This window comes from Streptomyces malaysiensis subsp. samsunensis (assembly GCF_024519315.1).
In the GTDB taxonomy this organism is placed as follows: domain Bacteria; phylum Actinomycetota; class Actinomycetes; order Streptomycetales; family Streptomycetaceae; genus Streptomyces; species Streptomyces malaysiensis.
Window position 1 is genome coordinate 1 of record NZ_JANIIC010000044.1, and the last position, 16,313, is coordinate 16,313.

Consider the following 16,313-nt stretch of genomic DNA (forward strand, 5'->3'; position numbering starts at 1 on the left):
GGCGAGGGCGGCGGCCCCGGGGGGGGCCCCCCCCCCGACCCGGCCCCCCCCCCCCCCCCCCCCGTGGGTATTCCCCCCCCGGGAAGCCCCCGCCGGGGGGCCCCCCGCGGGCCCGCCCGGCGGTGGGCCGCTCGGGGGTGGGCCGCTGGGGGGTGGGCCGCTGGGCGGTGGGCCGCTCGGCGGTGGCACACCTGCCAGTGGGCCGCCCACCGAAGGGGCGCCTGCCCGTGGGGCGGCCGCCGCTGGGACACCTGCCGCTAGGCCGCACGCCAGGGGGACGTCCGCCGCTGGGACGCGTGCCTCTGGACCGCCCACCCGTGGGACGTCCGCCGCCAGGCCACCCACCGGTAGCACGCCTACCACCGGGCCGCCCGCCAGCGAGCCACCCGCCTCTGGACCGCCTGCCGTGGGACGTCCGTCGCCAGCCCCCAGTAGCACGCCCGCCAGCGGGACACCCGCCGATGGACCACCCGCCGGTGGCACACCCACCGCTGGGACACGCGCCAGCGGGCCACCCGTCGGCGGGGCGCCTGGCCTCTTGGCCGCACGCCACTGAGTCATCCGCCGCTGGGACACCTACGGCCTGGCCACCCGCCACTAGCACACCCACCAGCGGGCCACCCAACACCGGGACACCCGCCAGTGGCACGCCCGCCGACGGGCACTGGGCCGGAGCCCCGGGCCGGGGGTCCTTACGCCGTGAGTTCCTGCTGGAGCGCGTCCCGCAGCCGGGCGGCGCGCTCGGCGACCTCCGCGGGACCCAGTTCGACCGCTCGCGCGCACCACCGCTGCCCCTCGGCGAGCGCCCCGCGCCGGGCCGCGAGCAGGGCGAGCCGCAGCGCGGCCCGGCCGTGGCCCGCCTCGGCGGCACGCGTCCACCACAGGGCGGCCTCCGGCTCGCTGCCCTCGCGGGCCAGCAGCAGCCCGAGGTTGAACGCGCCGTTGCTGCTGCCCGCCTCGGCCGCCGTGCGGTACCAGCGCGCGGCCTCGACCACATCGCCGCGCGCGGCCGCGAACATGCCCACCCGCACCTGGGACCGCCGGTGGCCCTGGCGCGCGGCGCGCTCGTACCACTCCTCGTACTCGGGGACGATGGGCCCGGAGCCGTCGTGGGGCGGCGGGGTCGGGAAGCGTGTCCCGGAGGAGCTGCCGAAGCCGGTGCCGGTCGCCGGGTCGCCGCCGACCGACGAGCGGTCCAGCAGCGCGGCCAGCCGGAAGGCGCCCTCCGCGCTGCCGCCGCCCGCGGCGCAGCGCAGATGGCGCTCGGCGCCCTGGAGGTCGCCGTCCCGCTGCAAGGCGAGGCCGATCTGGAGCGCCGCCTCGGTGTGCCCGGCGGCGGCGGCCCGCTCGTACCACTGCCGGGCGGCCCGGCCCTCGCCCCGGCCCGCGTACAAGATCCCCAGGTTGAACGCGGCGTCGACGCTGCCCGCCTCGGCCGCCTTGGAGAACCACGGCTCGGCGCCCGCCGCGTCGCCGCGCTGAAGCAGCATCACGGCGACCGCGTTGGCGGCCTCGCGGTGGCCCGCGTAGGCGGCGCGGCGGTACCACTGCTCGGCCTGTGCGGTACGGCCCTGCTCGGCGCAGAGCAGCCCGAGGTTGTAGGCGCCGTTGATGTCCCCGGCGTCGAGCGCGGCGCGGTACCAGCGCTCGGCGGTCTGGGGCTCGCCCCGGTCGGCGTGGAGCGCGCCCAGCGCGTTGGCGGCGTTGCCGTCGCCGTCCTGGGCCGCCCGGTGCCACCAGACGGCGGCGCTGTCGGTGTCGCCCGCGTCGCGCAGCAGGAAGCCCAGCGCGCAGGCGGCACGGGCCTCGCCGTCCTTGGCCGACATCAGGTACCAGCGGCCGGCCTCCTTGGTCGCACCGCGCTTCTCCAGCAGCGTGCCGAGGTGGAGGGCAGCGCGCCGGTGGCCGCGCGCGGCGGCCTGCCGGTACCACTGCTCGGCCTCCTCCCGGCCCGCGCCATCGGCGCCCCGGCGGCGCTCGGCCGTCGGCTCGTCCCCTTCGTCGCCGTGGTCGTCGAGGATGCGGGCGAGCCGGTACGCGGCCTCGCGGTGGCCGCGCTCGGCGGCCGTGCGGAACCAGCGCTCGGCACCGATGTCGCTGCGGTGCTCCAGTAGATCGCCCAGCGCGTACGCGCCCAGGGTGTGCCCGGACTCGGCGGACTGGCGCAGCCAGTACTCGGCGGCGGGCTCATCGCCCCGCTCACGGTGGTGGCGGCCCAGGGCGTGGGCCGCGGCGGGGGATCCGGCGACGGCGGCTATCCGCCACCAGCCGGCGGCGTCGTCGGCGTAGCCGCGCTGATGCAGCAGAACGCCGAGGTTGTTGGCGGCGGCGCGATCGCCCGCCGCGGTGGCTCCCCGCAGATGCGGTTCGGCGCCGTCGAGGTCGCCGCGGCGCAGCAGCAGCGCGCCGAGTGCGCTCATCGCGGCGGTGTCACCGCCCTCGGCCGCACGGCGGTGCCGGGTCTCTTCCTCGGCATCGTCGTGCGTGTGCGCAAAACGCCCTGTCTCCAACAGACTGACCCTGTCCCCCATAAATCCCATCGTGGCATCACCCGCATCCGGCGTACACCTGGTATACCGCAGCCGACGAGGTCACTTCAGCGTTTTGTCGACATGCCCACAGAGAGACAACCCAAACGCTGGTATCCGCATTCCCCGAGTGGACGCTCCTGGAACGCACAACGAGGCCCGGATCCTTGCGGATCCGGGCCTCGTCCTTTAGTAGCGGGGACAGGATTTGAACCTGCGACCTCTGGGTTATGAGCCCAGCGAGCTACCGAGCTGCTCCACCCCGCGCCGTGGTGAAACCACCGTACCACGGCGCGCGGGGTCGGCCGGCCGGCCGTTCTCGCAGGTCGTCAGGGTCAGCCGCCCTTCTTACCGGCGCCTTCACCGGCGCTCTGGCTCTGTGGCTGGTTCTGCTTCTGCCCCTGCTTGCTGTCGGCCGCCTTCTCCTCCGCCTTGGCGGCGCGGTTCAGAGCGTCCCTCAGGTCCTCCTGGGCCCTGCCGTACGCCTCCCAGTCCTGCGGCTGCTTCTGGAGCGCGTCCTGGGCGTCCTGATAGGCGTCCTGGGCGTCCTTGAGGGCCTCCTTCACCGTGGGGTTGGTGCTCGACGGCGGTTCTTCCTGACCGCCGTCGTCCGGTGGCCGCTCTTCGGACGACTCGCCGAAGACGGCGTCCAGGGCCTCCCCCAGGGTGTCCTTGAAGACCGTCTCCTTGCCGTAGGAGACGCCCACCTTCTTCAGCAGCGGGTAGTTGGCGCTGCCACCGCGGGCGTAGACCGGCTCGATATAGAGGAAGCCGTTGTCCAGCGGCACGGTGAGCAGATTGCCGTACTCGATGTCGGAGTCGGTGCCCCTGAGGTTACGGACGAACTCGGCGACCTCCGGATCACCGTTGAGCTCGCTCTGCACCTGCTGTGGACCGGGCACGTTGGAGGTGACCTTCAGCAGTCTTATCGTGCCGTAGTCCTTGCTGTTGGCATCCGCGTCGATCGACATGAACGCGCCCAGGTTGGGACGCCCGTTGGGGGTGAAGGTCGTCGTCAGCGAGAACGTCTGCGCCTTCTGGTCGGGCATCTTCATGCTGAGGTAGTACGGCGGCACCGCGTTCCCGTCCTTGTGGGTCGGGTCCTCGGGCACCTGCCAGGCGTCACTGCCGCTGTAGAACTGCTTGGGGTCCGTGACGTGGTAGCGGGTCAGCAGCTCGCGCTGGACCTTGAACAGGTCCTGCGGATACCGCAGATGCTCCATCAGATCGCCGCTGATCTTGTCCTTGGGCTGCACGGTGCCCGGGAACGCCTTCTCCCAGGTCTTCAGGACCGGGTCCTTGGTGTCCCACTCGTAGAGCTTCACGGTGCCGTCATAGGCGTCCACGGTCGCCTTGACCGAGTTACGGATGTAGTTGACCTTGTTCTGCTGCGCGACCACCGAACGGTCTCCGTCGCTCAGCGAGTCGGCCGTGCTGTCGCCCAGGGTCGTCCGCGAGGCGTACGGATAGCCGTTGGTCGTGGTGTAGGCGTCGACGATCCACTTGATCCGGCCGCCCACCACCGCCGGATAGGCGTCACCGTCGATGGTCAGCCAGGGGGCGACCTTCTCGACGCGCTCCTTGGGCGTGCGGTTGTACAGGATCCGCGAACCGTCGCCGATCGCGCCCGAGTAGAGGATCTGGGGCTCGCCGAACGCCACCGCGTAGGCCGCGCGGTTGACCGGGTTGGAGAGGCTGACCCCGCTCTTGCCCTTGTAGCTGGTGGTCCGCTCGCCGTTCTTCTCGTAGTCGAGCTCCTTCTGGGGGCCGCCGACTATCGAGTACTGGTTGGTCTTCTCGCCGTAGTAGACCTGCTGCCGGTAGGTGCCGACCCCGCCGCCCGACGAGGACTTGGTGGGCAGCCCGGACTCGGTGAAGTCCGGTGAGCCGGCCGGGTCCGCGTTGGGATCGGTCGTGGTGCCCTTCGCCGCCACCATGCCGTAGCCATGGGTGTAGGTGAAGTGGTCGTTGATCCAGTTCCGCTTGGGGATGCCGTTGAGGTTCAGCTCGCGCACACCGACCACGGTGTCCTGGTCCTTGCCGTCGGCGCCCTTGTAGCGGTCGACGTCCAGCGTGGACGGGAACTGGTAGTACTTACGCTCCTGCTGGAGCTGCTGGAAGGTCGGCGAGATGACACTGGGGTCCATCAGCCGGTAACTGGCCGCCGTATTGGCGTCCTTGCGGAGCTTCTCGCCGCCGCTGTCGCTGTCGTTCTTACCGGAGTAGTCCGCCACCTTGGAGTCATCGATGCCGTACGACTGGCGCGTGGCCTCGATGTTCTTCTGGATGTACGGCGCCTCCTTGGCCTGCTCGTTCGGCTGGACCTGGAACTTCTGCACGATCGCCGGGTAGAGCCCGCCGATCAGGATCGCCGACAGCACCATCAGCCCGAAGCCGATGACCGGCAGCTGCCAGGTGCGGCGCCACAGCGTGGCGAAGAAGAGCACCGCGCAGATGGCCGCGATGAAGAACAGGATCGTCTTGGCGGGCAGATAGGCGTTGGCGTCCACGTAGCGCAGACCCGTCCAGTTGCCCGTCGCCTTGAAGTCGCTGGACTTCACCGCGAGGCCGTAGCGATCCAGCCAGTACGCCACCGCCTTGAGCGCGACGAAGACGCCCAGCAGCACCGACAGATGGCCGGTGGCCGCGGCGGTCGCGCGGGCGCCGGGGCTGGTGACCCGCAGGCCGCCGTAGAGGTAGTGCACCAGGGCGGCGGCGATCAGCGAGAGCACCGTGGCCGCGAAGCCGAAGCTCAGCAGGAAGCGGTACCAGGGCAGATCGAAGGCGTAGAAGGCCACGTCCTTGTGGAACTGCGGGTCCTTCTGACCGAACGGCACGCCGTTGACCCACAGCAGCCAGATGCGCCACTGGCCGGCCGCCGAGGCGCCCGCGATCAGCCCGACCAGGGCGGTGACCGCGAGCAGCACCCACTTCTTGAACGGGGCGATGCCCATCCGGTAGCGGTCCAGGCTCTGCTGCTCCATGGACATCGCGCTGAGCGGCGGCCGCAGCCGGTGCGCCAGCCAGATGTTGATCCCGACGGCCGTGGCCATCAGCACGCCGAAGACGAAGAACAGCCCGATCTTCGTCTTCAAGGTGGTGCTGAAGACGGAAGAGTAATGAAGAGAGCTATACCAGAGCCAATCCGTCCAAAACCCGGCAAACATGACAAAGAGCATGGCCAACACGGCCAGCACGCCCAGGGTCATGAGCAGGGTTCTGGCACGCCGGGACGGTCGGCCGACTCTCACCCGCGGCCCCGTCGGGCCTCCGCCGCGGTCCGGCATCTGGAAAGCCAAGGTGCGCACCTCGAAGTTCGCTGTCGATTGAGGGGACCCTGAAACCCAGGGCCCACCTGATGCAACTTACTCAGGCTTTACTCAGTTCCCGTTTCCGGGTCCGAACAGGGCACGATATGAACCATGTCCAACGCAACCCCCGGCACCGGCCCGCTGGCCGCGCATCCGCTGACCCGAGCCGTCCTCGAGATCGACGAGTACGCCGCAGGGCTCGGCTGGGACCAACCCGCCCGGCTCTTCGCCCTCGTCGACACCGCCCGGCTGCGCACCGAGGAGCCCGGCCTCGCCGCCCAGCTCGGCCTTGACGAGGACGGCGAGGAGATCGCCTCCCTGACCCCCATCGAGCAGGACGAGATGCCCTCCGGCGCCCCGCTGGACGAGTTCCTCGCCACCATCGCCTGGCCCGACGCCGTGACCGGCTGCGCCCTGACCGTGGAGCGGCAGATGCTGCCGCCGTCCGCCGAAGGCGCCGTGCCCGAGGGCCTGGACGACGCCGCACTGGCCAAATGGGTCGCCGACCACCCGGACCGCCAGGAGGTCCGGATGACCGTCGCCGTACTGCGGGACGGCGCGCGCGAGTCGGCCCTGCGGCTGCGCGAGAAGGGCTCCCCCACCGAGGTGGTCACCGGGGCCGGACTGGTGCCGGGCCTGGCGGACGCCCTCGCCGCCACCTTCGCCACCACCGACTGACGCCCGCCACGGGGGCGCCGCTCAGCCCGTCGTGCACTTCGGCAGACCGGCGGTGTCCCCCTTACGGAGCTTCTCGAGCGCCGTGAGGGCGTCGTCGATCGTGTGCACCTTGACCAGCCGCAGCCCGCTCGGCACGTCCTTGGCGGCGGCCGCGCAGTTCTCCTTGGGCGTGAGGAAGTAGCGGGCGCCCGCGTCGCGCGCGCCGATCGTCTTCATCTCGATCCCGCCGATCGGGCCGACCGTGCCCTTGTCGTCGATCGTGCCGGTGCCCGCGATGAACTTCCCACCGGTGAGATCGCCGGGCGACAGCCGGTCCACGATCCCCAGCGCGAACATCAGACCCGCGCTGGGCCCGCCCACGTCCGCCAGCTTGATGTCGATCCGGAACGGGAAGGTGTAGTCGATCCCGGCCTGGATGCCCACGATGGCGCGCGAGGGACCCTTGTCCGCCTTCGTGGTGGTGATGGTGACGCGCTCCTCGCCGGTCGGCTGCTTGCCACGCTTCTCCGCCGCGGCCACGTCCTTGGCCGGGACGACCGAGAAGACCACCTTCTGGCCCGGCTTGTGCTTGGTGACCAGCTTGGCCACGTCATCGGGCTCGCGCACCGCCGTGCCGTCCACCGACTTGATCACATCGCCCGCGTGCAGCCTGCCCTGGGCCGGGGCGCCCTTCTGGACGGCGCCGACGATCACATGCGCGGTGACCGGCTTCTTCAGCGCTCGCAACGCCGCGACCTTGGCCGACTCCTGGGACTGGGTGAACTCCTCCGCGTTCTGCTGGTCCACCTGGTCCGGGGTCTTGTCGTCCGGGTAGAGGGTGCTGTGCGGCACGACCACGTCATCGTGCGCCAGCCAGCCGTAGACGGCCTCCACGAGGTTCATCCGGTACTCGGAGCCGGTGACCCGGACCGTGGTCATGTTCAGATGGCCACCGGCGGTCTCACAGCTCCTACTGCCGGAGATCTGTAGCACGCACTCCCCGTTGTGCTCGCCCAGGGTGTTGTAGGTCGGCCCCGGCGACATCTCCGCGTACGGCACCGGGATCAGCACTCCGGCGCAGAGCAGCGCGATCAGCATCAGAAGGGAAGCGAGCATCGTCGCGGTGCGGCGTGGCATGGAACGACAGTACGGGACCCGTCCGTCAGTCCACCGTCGGGGCCGTCCGTACGAGGGGCGGCGCGGACGGGGAGCGCGGAGTCAGGCCGCGGCGTCCGAATCGGAGGGCCGGCGCTCCATCGCCTCGCGGAAGCGGGCATATCCGGCCAGCTCGGCCACATCTCCCCCGGACTTCCGTTTGCCGGCCCGGGCGGCTATGCCGGCGTATATCGCCGCGCCTATCGCCGCGAACAGTGGAATCAGCAACCAGAGAAGCGCGCCCACAGCAGCCTCCCGACCCCTTGAAAAATCGCGACGAACAGCCGCGACTGACAGATGAGCAGATTAAACCTCTGCCAGGTCAACGCTTACGGCAGGGTGGGGGTTACGCAAGCGGAGTACACCCTTCCGTGCCCCCATGCGCATGCGCTTTCCCCCTACGCGCCCACCCATTCCTCATGCGCCCACCCGCCCTCCCGTCACCCGACCACCACCCCCCAACGAGGCGCTACGCGCCCACCCGCCCTCCCGTCACCCGACCACCACCCCCCAACGAGGCGCTACGCACCCACCCATTCCTCGGTGCCGTCGGCGAAGGTCTGGTGCTTCCAGATCGGGACCTCGCGCTTGAGGTCGTCGATCAGCCGTCGGCAGGCGGCGAACGCCTCCGCGCGATGCGGGCAGGAGACGGCCACCACCACGGCCAGATCGCCGATCGCCAGATCGCCCACCCGGTGCACGGCGGCCAGCGCGCGCACCGGGAAGTCCGCCACGACCTTCTCGGCCACCCGGCGCAGCTCCGCCTCGGCAGTGGGGTGCGCGGAATAGCCGAGGGCGCCGACCTCCGCGCCTCCGTCGTGGTTGCGCACGGTGCCCACGAACAGCGCCGTGCCGCCCGCCGCGGCATCGCCCACCACCCCGAAGACCTCGTCCACGGACAGGGGCGTGTCACGGACGGCGAGCAGCCGGATGGGGTGGGCGGAGCCGAGTTCGCCGGGGTGATCGTACGAATGTGCCATGTGGTCCATCGTGCCGTACCGTCCCGCCCTCGTGGAAAGAATGGAGCAATCGGATACCGGATCCCGGAAAGTATCTTCCGGAACGCCGGAAAGCGCCCGGGAGCGCCCGCCTCAGGCCCGGCGGCGCGCCTTACGGGCGCGGCGCACGATCGCCGCGGTGCCCACCAGGGCCACGGTCGCACCCGCGGCGCCGAGCGTCGTGGCGTCCTTACGGCCGAGCCGCCGGCCCGCGACCGTATGGCGGCCGGAGACCTCCTCCAGCAGCTCCGCAAGGACCTCCTCATTGGTCCAGCTCGGCCGCCAGCCCGCCGCGTGCAGCCTGCTGCCGCTGACCGCCCAGGGATGCATCGTGTACGCGAGATCGCCGGCCGGGGACGGCGTCAGACCGAGCCGGTGCAGCCGGGAGGCGGCGCCCAGGGCCACCGCCGACGGCAGCTCCATGCGCCGGATGCCGGACAGCTCCTCGACCTCCTCCTGCTCCAGCCAGCCCTCGCAACCGACGGCCAGCTCACCCTCGACCTTCTCCAGGGCGGCGTACTCCAGCGCCCCGACCAGGTCCTCCACATGGCAGAACTGCCAGGTGGGACGGGATCCGGCGACGACCAGCAGCCGCGGTGACTCGAAGTAGCGGGTGAGCGCGGTGTCCGTGCCGCCGACCAGGACCGCCGGGCGCACCACGGTCACATTCAGCCCCGGATGCGCCCGGGGCGCGCGCTCCCCGAGCCGTTCGATCTCCAGGAGGTCGCCGACGCCGGTGGCCTCGGCGGTCGCCCGCAGCTCCGCGTCCTCGGCGAGCGGCACGTCGTTGTCCGGGAGCGCCCCGTAGACCATCGCGGAGGTGCACAGCACCACCCGGCGCACCCCGGCCGCCGCGGCGGCCGTCAGGACGGTCTGGGTGCCGCGCACGTTGTAGGCGGTGCGGGCGGCGGTATCGGTGCCCAGGTCCAGGTCGACGGCGAGGTGGACCACCACGTCCGCGCCGCGCAGCTTGTCGGCGATGGCCGGATCGCGGACGTCCAGCACATGCCACTGCGCCTCGGTCACCTCACCGCGGCGTTCATCGATGGCCAGGACCTGCTTGACCTCTTCGGACTCCGCGAGCCGCTGCGTCAGCAGGGCACCTGGGCCCGAGGCGGCACCGGTCACCGCCACGACGGGCCGTCGTACGGTGCGGGCCGTATCGTTTCGCGCAGCGCGAACTTCTCGGTCTGGGGAACTCACCGGGCGTCTCCAGCGGTTGTCTTCAGTACGCAGCGCATGCACGCATACGTACCAGGTGACGTCCATCCTGCCGCAGGGCGGCGATCAGCGAAGCACCGAGCCCGGAAACCGGCGAGGTGTCTAGGCTGGGTGGTGATGTCGGGCATCCGCCACCGGCCCGGGGCCGGTGGCCCAACGAGCCGAGGAAACCCGTGAGTGACACCCCATTCGGATTCGGCCTTCCGCCGGAGGAGCCGGACGACGGCGACGACGGTAAGAAGAAGGGCGGCCAGGGCGGCGAGCAGGGCCCCGCGAATCCCTTCGGGTTCGGCGGCGGCCCCGGTGGCGCGGGCGGCGCGGAGAATCCGTTCGCCGCGATGTTCGGTTCACTGAATCCGGGCGACCTGGGCGCCGCGTTCCAGCAGCTCGGGCAGATGCTCTCCTACGAGGGCGGCCCGGTGAACTGGGACATGGCCAAGGACATCGCACGCCAGACGGTCGCGCGCGGCACCGCCGACGGCAGCAAGGACGAGAGCGTCGGCCCCGCCGACCGTGCCGCGGTCCAGGAGGCCGTGCGCCTCGCGGACCTGTGGCTGGACGGCGTCACCTCGCTGCCCTCGGGCTCCGGCAGCGCGGTGGCCTGGAGCCGCGCCGAGTGGGTCGAGGCCACCCTGCCGGTGTGGAAGGACCTGGTGGATCCGGTCGCCGAGCGGGTCGGTGCCGCCATGGGCGATGTGCTGCCCGAGGAGATGCAGGCCATGGCGGGCCCGCTGCTCGGGATGATGCGCTCGATGGGCGGCGCCATGTTCGGCACCCAGATCGGGCAGGCGCTGGGCGTACTGGCCGGTGAGGTCGTCGGCTCGACCGACATCGGGCTGCCGCTGGGCCCGGCGGGCAAGGCGGCCCTGCTGCCGGTCAACATCGCGGCGCTCGGCTCCGGCCTCGGCGTGCCCAAGGAGGAGGTCCGGCTCTACCTGGCGCTGCGCGAGGCGGCCCATCAGCGGCTGTTCGCCCATGTGCCGTGGCTGCGCTCGCACCTCTTCGGCGCCGTCGAGGGGTACGCCCGCGGCATCAAGGTCGACACCGCCAAGCTGGAGGACGCGGTCGGTCAGCTCGACCCGACCCACCCCGAGCAGTTGCAGGAAGCGCTTCAGCAGGGCATGTTCCAGCCCGAGGACACCCCCGAGCAGAAGGCCGCGCTGGCGCGTCTGGAGACCGCTCTGGCGCTGGTGGAGGGCTGGGTGGACGCGGTGGTGCACGCCGCCGCCAAGCCGCATCTGCCGTCCGCCGACGCCCTGCGCGAGACGCTGCGGCGGCGCCGCGCGAGCGGCGGCCCGGCCGAGCAGACCTTCGCCACGCTGATCGGCCTGGAGCTGCGGCCGCGTCGGCTGCGGGACGCCTCCCGGCTGTGGGCCTCCCTGACCGACGCCCGCGGCCTGGAGGGGCGCGACGGGCTGTGGGCGCATCCGGACATGCTGCCGACGGCGCAGGACCTCGACGACCCGGACGGCTTCGTCCACCGCGAGCAGCTGGACTTCTCCGAGCTGGACAAGATGCTCGGCGAGGCGGCGGGCGGTGCGGACCGTAAGGACGACCCCGACCGTCCCGACCTCCGTAAGGACCGCACGGACGGCGAGGGCGACGACCGGGGCGACGGCGAGAAGTGAACCATCTGCACCAGGACGCGGCGCGGGTGCTCACCGAGTGGCCCGCGCCCGATGCCGCCCAGGAGCGGCTGCGGCTGCTGTACGGCGACCATCTGGCCGCGTATCCGGACGGTATGTGGAAGGCGTGCGGGGACGGCCACATCACGGCGAGCGCGCTGGTGATCGACCCGGAGCGGGGGCGCGTGCTGCTCACCCTGCACCGGAAACTGCGGATGTGGCTCCAGATGGGCGGCCACTGCGAGCCGGGCGACACCACGCTCGCGGGCGCGGCGCTGCGCGAGGCCACCGAGGAGTCGGGGATCGAGGAGCTGACGCTGCTGCCGGACGGCCCGGTGCGGCTCGACAGGCACCACACCCCCTGCGCCTGGCATCTGGACGTCCAGTACGCGGTGGTGGCGCCCCGGGGCGCGGTGACGGCGATCAGCGACGAGTCACTGGATCTGCGCTGGTTCGGCTACGACGAGGTGGCGGACGTGGCCGATGAGTCGGTGCGGCTCCTGGTGACGCGCACGCGTGCGCTGCTCTGAGCCCTGAGCTCCGAACGCGGGGCAGGAGCCATACGGAGTGCGGGACGGCGGCGGGTCCGAGGGACCCGCCGCCGTCGCGTCGGTGGCCGGGGTGAGCCGGTGGCCGGGGTGAGGACTGACCGGGGTGAGCGTGGCCGCCGTCAGTTGCTGAAGATGTTGCCCTGGTTCTGACCGCGGGCGCCCTGCTGGCCCATGCCGAACTGCGCCGCCATGCCGCCCCCCGCCACCGCGTTCTGCGGCGGAAGCAGCTCGCTGGGCTGCACAAGGGCGTAGCCCTGGCCGAGGAAGCTGAGCTCCCAGCCCTCGCCGGTGTTGCCGCGCCGCCGCCAGACGCCCGAGGAGTGCGTCTGCGCCTGCATCTGGACCCGTAGCGAACTGGACCAGGCGACGATGGCGTCCGCGTCGGCGTTGACGTACTTGTCGGGGGTGACCTGGAGCATGAGCGGCTCCCCCGAGGTCATCAGCGCGACCTTGCCCTGGCCGGAGATGTTGAGGTTGTACTTGCCGGAGCCGGAGATCCCGTACTGGCTGTCCACCGCGATCGCCTCCCAGTGCAGCGTGGAGTCGAGCGCGAGCACATAGGAGCTGTCGACGGTCAGCCCGTCGTGGTCCACGTCCATCACATGGATGTGCTGGGCGAGGTTGGCGAGGTAGACCGTGCCCTGCCCGGAACAGCGCATCAGGTCCAGGCCCTCACCGGTGCGGCCCCGGGCGCTGCGCTGTCCCGGCGTCTGGTACTCGCCGTCGAACTCGATGAGCCCCTGATAGGCGACCATGCTGCCCTTACGGGCGAGCACATCCTCATGGCCGCTCAGGGCGACCCGCAGCAGCTGCGGATTCTGGAGCGCGTAGCGGTCCTGCGTCTGGGCCTCGGTGAAGGCGAAAAGCGGGCTCTGCATCTGGTGTCCCTCCCCCTCAGCCCCGGGCCCGGAGCCGGTCGGTGCTGTCCTCACTGGGCTGTACGACGACGAAGCCCTGCCCGGAGAAGCCGAGCTGATACGCCTCGCCGCTGCCCCTGCCGATCAGGGACGACGCCTTGAAGCTGCGCTTGCCCTTCACCTTGAGCCCGGAGGACCAGGCCACGAGCGCGTCCGGGTCCACATAGGTCTCGTCCTCGCCGCGGCCGCAGTCGACGACGATGGGGATGCCGCGGGAGGTCAGGGCGACCCAGCCGGTGCCGGAGACGCCTACGTTGAACAGACCCTGACCGGCGAACTTGGCGATGCCCTTGACGCGTTCGACGCCCCATTGGAGGTGCGCGTCGAAGGCGAGGAGGTTGGTGCCGTTGACCGAGAGCGCGTCGCCGTTGAGGTTGATGCAGACGACGTTGGCCCCGTAGTCGGCGAGGTAGAGCAGTCCGTCGCCGCTGCACCGCATCAGCGGGGCGCCCTCACCGGTCAGCCACTGGGAGGCCATCTGCCGCACCGCGGGCGGATTGGGCTCGTACTGGACGAAGCCCTCGTAGGCCACCATCGAGCCGGTGCGGGCGAAGAGGTCCTGGCCGCTCTGCATGGCGACCTTGAGCATGCTGGAGCCGTGGTTCTCCATACGGGCGGCCACCGGGGCGGGTGCGAAGCCCGAGATCATTTGCTGGTCCATGACGGGCTCCTTCAGACCTCGTAGGGCTGGACGACGATGAAGTTGCCGGGCGCGCCACGGAACTGGAGGTTCACGGTCTCCCCGCTATGGCCGGGGTAGGCGCTGCGGCGCAGCCGCACCTGGCTGGAGATGATCACCTGGGATCCGGCGGACCACGCCACGATGGCGTTGCTGTCGGCGAAGGTGGTCGGGGTGACGGGGAGGACGACCGGCGTGCCCTCGGTCTTCACCACGACGGTGCCGGTGCCCTGGAACTGCATGGTGAACAGCGCTCCACCGGGGATGCCATGGCCCTCGATCCGGCGCACCTCATGGTGCAGCGACTCATCGAAGGCGAGCACGTTCTCGGCGGAGACACAGATGGCGTCGCCCTGGAGCTCGATCGGGTGGAGTTCGGCGGCGTTCTCGGCGAGGAAGACCTGGCCCTGGCCGGTGCAGCGCATCAGCTGCATCTCCTGGCCGGTCGCGTTGCCGGCGATCCGGCCGCGGAAACCGGCGCCCTTGTAGCTGAAGTCGACCTTGCCCTGGTAGAGCACCATCGTGCCCTGGCGGGCGAGCACGGGCTGCCCGCCGACACCGAGGTCGACCCGCATCAGCCGGGGGTTCTGCGGCGTCCAGCGCTGACCGGTGGGCGCCTCGCGGTACTTGGCGAGCGCGGCCTGGAGCCCGGGCGCGCCACCGCCCTGGGGCACGCCCATGGCCTGCGGCTGACCGTAAGGAGCGGGCTGGCCCGGCTGACCGGGCTGTCCACCGGGCGGACCGGGCTGGCCGGGGTATGGCTGGGCGGGCGGCTGACCATACGGCGCGGGGGCGGGCGGGGTCTGACCCGGCGCCTGGCCGAACGGGGGCTGATGGCCCGGGAACTGGCCCGGCGGTGCCGGGGGCGGCGGCATCTGGCCCGGGGGCGGCACCTGACCGGGCGGCGCGATGGGCGCGGCGACCGTCGGGGCGCCGTGCATCTGCGGGGTGCCGGGGACGGGCGGCTGAACGCCTTGCGGGGGTGTGCCCTGGGGCGCTCCCTGCGGGGGCGTACCCGGGGCGGGCGTTCCCTGAGGCGGCGTTCCCTGGGGCGGCGTTCCTTGGGGAGCGCCGAAGGCGGGGGCGGGCTGCGGTGCGGGCGGGGCCGGGGCAGGCTGCGGTGCGGCGGGCGCAGGGGCAGGGGCTCCGGCCGGGGGCGCGAAGGCCGGGGCGGCGGCCGCCTGGCCGGGCGGCGCGAAACCGGGCGCCGTGCCCTGGGCGGGCGCGGGGGCGGGCTCCTCCTCGGCCACCTCGCCGCCGAAGTTCTTGAGGAGCGCCTCCAGTCCCCCGTCGAAGCCCTGCCCGACGGCGGCGAACCGCCAGACGTCCTTGAGGTAGAAGTCGCCCAGCATCACCGCACGTTCGGTGCTGAACTCCGAGCCGGTGAAGGAATACCGGGCCACCTCCTCGCCGCCCGCGACGATCCGGAGGTAGCCGGGGCCGACCTGCGACATCTGCCCGGCACCGTCGATGGTCGCGGTGAAGGAGAGCTTCTGGATGGTGGACGGGATGCGGTCGAGCGTGACGCGGAACGAATCCGTGTCGCCGGCCTGCGGTCCGAGTTGCTGTATCGCTTCTTCAGGTGATTTCGGCTGGTTGAAGAAGATGAAGTAGCGATCGTCCGACAGCCGCTCGTCCGCGTCGAGGCCGAAGCAGCTGATGTCGAAGCTCAGCCCGGGCCCGGCGATCTGCACCCCGATGTACAGATCCCTCCCGGCCGTCAGATCACTGATCCTGGCCTTGTGGCCGCGTTGGAATTCCCTGGCCATACGTTAGGACCGTCCCCCATCCCGATACCGGTGTGTGCATTGCGCGTCAGGCTAGCCGCTGCCGCCGACTATGAGCGACGTCCGGGGGCCCGGGTGTGGTTCCGTTACGTCCCGGGCCTGGTTCCGTGACGTGCCGGGCGTGGTCCTGTGACGTGCCGGGCGTGGTTCCGTGACGTGCCGCCCCCGGTCCTGTGACGTCCCGGGCGCCGCTCCCTACGGCTGGTCGTCCCCGGGCCCGGAGAGGTGCGGCAACCGCCCGGCGGCGACCACCCCTTCGAGATAGCCCCGGGCGCGCTCGGTCCGCGGATACGCCTCCAGGAGCCGCCAGAAGCGTGGGCCATGACCGGGCACCAGCAGATGGGCGAGCTCGTGGAGGAGCACATAGTCCACGACGTACTCCGGCATGCCCTGGAGCCGGTGCGAGAGCCGGATGCTGCCCTCGGCGGGGGTGCATGACCCCCAGCGGGTGTTCTGGTTGGTGACCCAGCGAACGGAGGCGGGCCGGGCCCGACCGCCCAGGTACTGCTCGGAGAGCCACTCGGCGCGGGCGGCCAACTCCGCGTCGCCCAGCATCCGCTTGCTCTCCTGCGCTGCCAGCTTCTCCAGCATGACCCTCACCCAGCGCTGCTCCTCCGCCTCGGACATCCGGGCGGGGATGAGGACGACGGTGCGATCGCCCTCGCGATAGGCGGAGACCGTCCTGCGCCGCCGGGTGCTCCGGCGGACCTCGACCGGGTTCGCGTCCGAATCTCGACTCTTCGGGCTCGGGACGGTGCGCGGTGCGCTCGCGGCGCTGCGGGAGGGGGTCTCTCCCGTGGCGCGAGAGGACGGGTCGGCGGACACGCCCTGACGTTACCCGCTGGCGGCCGGGGAAGTCCCACCCCGCCGTTGGTTGCGGACCG

General features: G+C 71.6%; 13 protein-coding genes and 1 tRNA gene. 3 read left to right on the forward strand and 11 right to left on the reverse strand.

The window, feature by feature from the left end; genetic code table 11:
- Positions 1–692 precede the first annotated feature (692 nt).
- The 3 genes from NQU54_RS31175 to NQU54_RS31185 all read right to left on the reverse strand — a co-directional run bounded on the left by NQU54_RS31175 (position 693) and on the right by NQU54_RS31185 (position 5,815).
- Positions 693–2,540 carry a tetratricopeptide repeat protein gene (locus NQU54_RS31175; protein WP_079152988.1) on the reverse strand — a complete coding sequence of 616 codons (1,848 nt, stop codon included), beginning with the start codon at positions 2,538–2,540 and terminating at the stop codon, positions 693–695.
- A 181-nt stretch (positions 2,541–2,721) separates the two neighbouring features.
- Positions 2,722–2,795, reverse strand: a tRNA-Met gene (locus tag NQU54_RS31180).
- A gap of 68 nt (positions 2,796–2,863) precedes the next feature.
- Positions 2,864–5,815 carry a UPF0182 family membrane protein gene (locus NQU54_RS31185; protein ID WP_257634005.1) on the reverse strand — a complete coding sequence of 984 codons (2,952 nt, stop codon included), beginning with the start codon at positions 5,813–5,815 and terminating at the stop codon, positions 2,864–2,866.
- A gap of 135 nt (positions 5,816–5,950) precedes the next feature.
- Here NQU54_RS31185 and NQU54_RS31190 point away from each other — a divergent pair, with 135 nt between their 5' ends.
- Positions 5,951–6,517: a PPA1309 family protein gene (locus NQU54_RS31190; protein WP_257633953.1), complete on the forward strand. Its 567-nt coding sequence runs from the start codon at positions 5,951–5,953 to the stop codon at positions 6,515–6,517.
- 21 nt (positions 6,518–6,538) lie between these two features.
- Here the strand turns inward: NQU54_RS31190 and NQU54_RS31195 are convergent, their stop codons facing one another.
- From NQU54_RS31195 to NQU54_RS31210, 4 genes are all read right to left on the reverse strand, one after another.
- Positions 6,539–7,633, reverse strand: coding sequence for a YlbL family protein (locus NQU54_RS31195; protein WP_257633954.1), 1,095 nt, complete (start codon positions 7,631–7,633; stop codon positions 6,539–6,541).
- Between the two features lie 81 nt (positions 7,634–7,714).
- Positions 7,715–7,897, reverse strand: coding sequence for a hypothetical protein (locus tag NQU54_RS31200; RefSeq protein ID WP_079258936.1), 183 nt, complete (start codon positions 7,895–7,897; stop codon positions 7,715–7,717).
- A gap of 275 nt (positions 7,898–8,172) precedes the next feature.
- Complete coding sequence (locus NQU54_RS31205) at positions 8,173–8,640, reverse strand: molybdenum cofactor biosynthesis protein MoaE (RefSeq protein ID WP_257633955.1); 468 nt, start codon at positions 8,638–8,640, stop codon at positions 8,173–8,175.
- A 102-nt stretch (positions 8,641–8,742) separates the two neighbouring features.
- The gene (locus NQU54_RS31210; protein ID WP_069864235.1) at positions 8,743–9,852 is read right to left on the reverse strand and encodes an NAD-dependent epimerase/dehydratase family protein; all 1,110 of its coding nucleotides are present in this window, start codon (positions 9,850–9,852) and stop codon (positions 8,743–8,745) included.
- Positions 9,853–10,043: 191 nt separating this feature from the next.
- Here NQU54_RS31210 and NQU54_RS31215 point away from each other — a divergent pair, with 191 nt between their 5' ends.
- Complete coding sequence (locus NQU54_RS31215) at positions 10,044–11,498, forward strand: zinc-dependent metalloprotease (protein WP_257633956.1); 1,455 nt, start codon at positions 10,044–10,046, stop codon at positions 11,496–11,498.
- The gene (locus tag NQU54_RS31220; protein WP_372506094.1) at positions 11,495–12,025 is read left to right on the forward strand and encodes an NUDIX hydrolase; all 531 of its coding nucleotides are present in this window, start codon (positions 11,495–11,497) and stop codon (positions 12,023–12,025) included. Before NQU54_RS31215 ends, NQU54_RS31220 begins: the two co-directional genes overlap by 4 nt.
- A gap of 140 nt (positions 12,026–12,165) precedes the next feature.
- Here the strand turns inward: NQU54_RS31220 and NQU54_RS31225 are convergent, their stop codons facing one another.
- The 4 genes from NQU54_RS31225 to NQU54_RS31240 all read right to left on the reverse strand — a co-directional run bounded on the left by NQU54_RS31225 (position 12,166) and on the right by NQU54_RS31240 (position 16,254).
- Positions 12,166–12,924 (reverse strand): AIM24 family protein, encoded by a 759-nt coding sequence (locus NQU54_RS31225; protein WP_257633957.1) that lies wholly within the window; start codon positions 12,922–12,924, stop codon positions 12,166–12,168.
- Between the two features lie 16 nt (positions 12,925–12,940).
- Positions 12,941–13,624 carry an AIM24 family protein gene (locus NQU54_RS31230; protein ID WP_069864241.1) on the reverse strand — a complete coding sequence of 228 codons (684 nt, stop codon included), beginning with the start codon at positions 13,622–13,624 and terminating at the stop codon, positions 12,941–12,943.
- Positions 13,625–13,635: 11 nt separating this feature from the next.
- A complete protein-coding gene (locus NQU54_RS31235) occupies positions 13,636–15,411 on the reverse strand; it encodes a TerD family protein (RefSeq protein WP_257633958.1) in 1,776 nt (591 codons plus the stop codon).
- A gap of 213 nt (positions 15,412–15,624) precedes the next feature.
- A complete protein-coding gene (locus NQU54_RS31240; protein ID WP_069864244.1) occupies positions 15,625–16,254 on the reverse strand; it encodes a M48 metallopeptidase family protein in 630 nt (209 codons plus the stop codon).
- Positions 16,255–16,313 lie beyond the last annotated feature (59 nt).

Excerpts from the sequence above, each read along its gene's own strand:
- NQU54_RS31205 (WP_257633955.1), bottom strand. The coding sequence starts at position 8,640 with ATGGACCACATGGCACATTCGTACGATCACCCCGGCGAACTCGGCTCC.
- NQU54_RS31185 (WP_257634005.1), bottom strand. The coding sequence starts at position 5,815 with ATGCCGGACCGCGGCGGAGGCCCGACGGGGCCGCGGGTGAGAGTCGGC.
- NQU54_RS31190 (WP_257633953.1), top strand. The coding sequence starts at position 5,951 with ATGTCCAACGCAACCCCCGGCACCGGCCCGCTGGCCGCGCATCCGCTG.
- NQU54_RS31195 (WP_257633954.1), bottom strand. The coding sequence starts at position 7,633 with ATGCCACGCCGCACCGCGACGATGCTCGCTTCCCTTCTGATGCTGATC.
- NQU54_RS31175 (WP_079152988.1), bottom strand. The coding sequence starts at position 2,540 with ATGGGATTTATGGGGGACAGGGTCAGTCTGTTGGAGACAGGGCGTTTT.
- NQU54_RS31225 (WP_257633957.1), bottom strand. The coding sequence starts at position 12,924 with ATGCAGAGCCCGCTTTTCGCCTTCACCGAGGCCCAGACGCAGGACCGC.
- NQU54_RS31230 (WP_069864241.1), bottom strand. The coding sequence starts at position 13,624 with ATGGACCAGCAAATGATCTCGGGCTTCGCACCCGCCCCGGTGGCCGCC.
- NQU54_RS31235 (WP_257633958.1), bottom strand. The coding sequence starts at position 15,411 with ATGGCCAGGGAATTCCAACGCGGCCACAAGGCCAGGATCAGTGATCTG.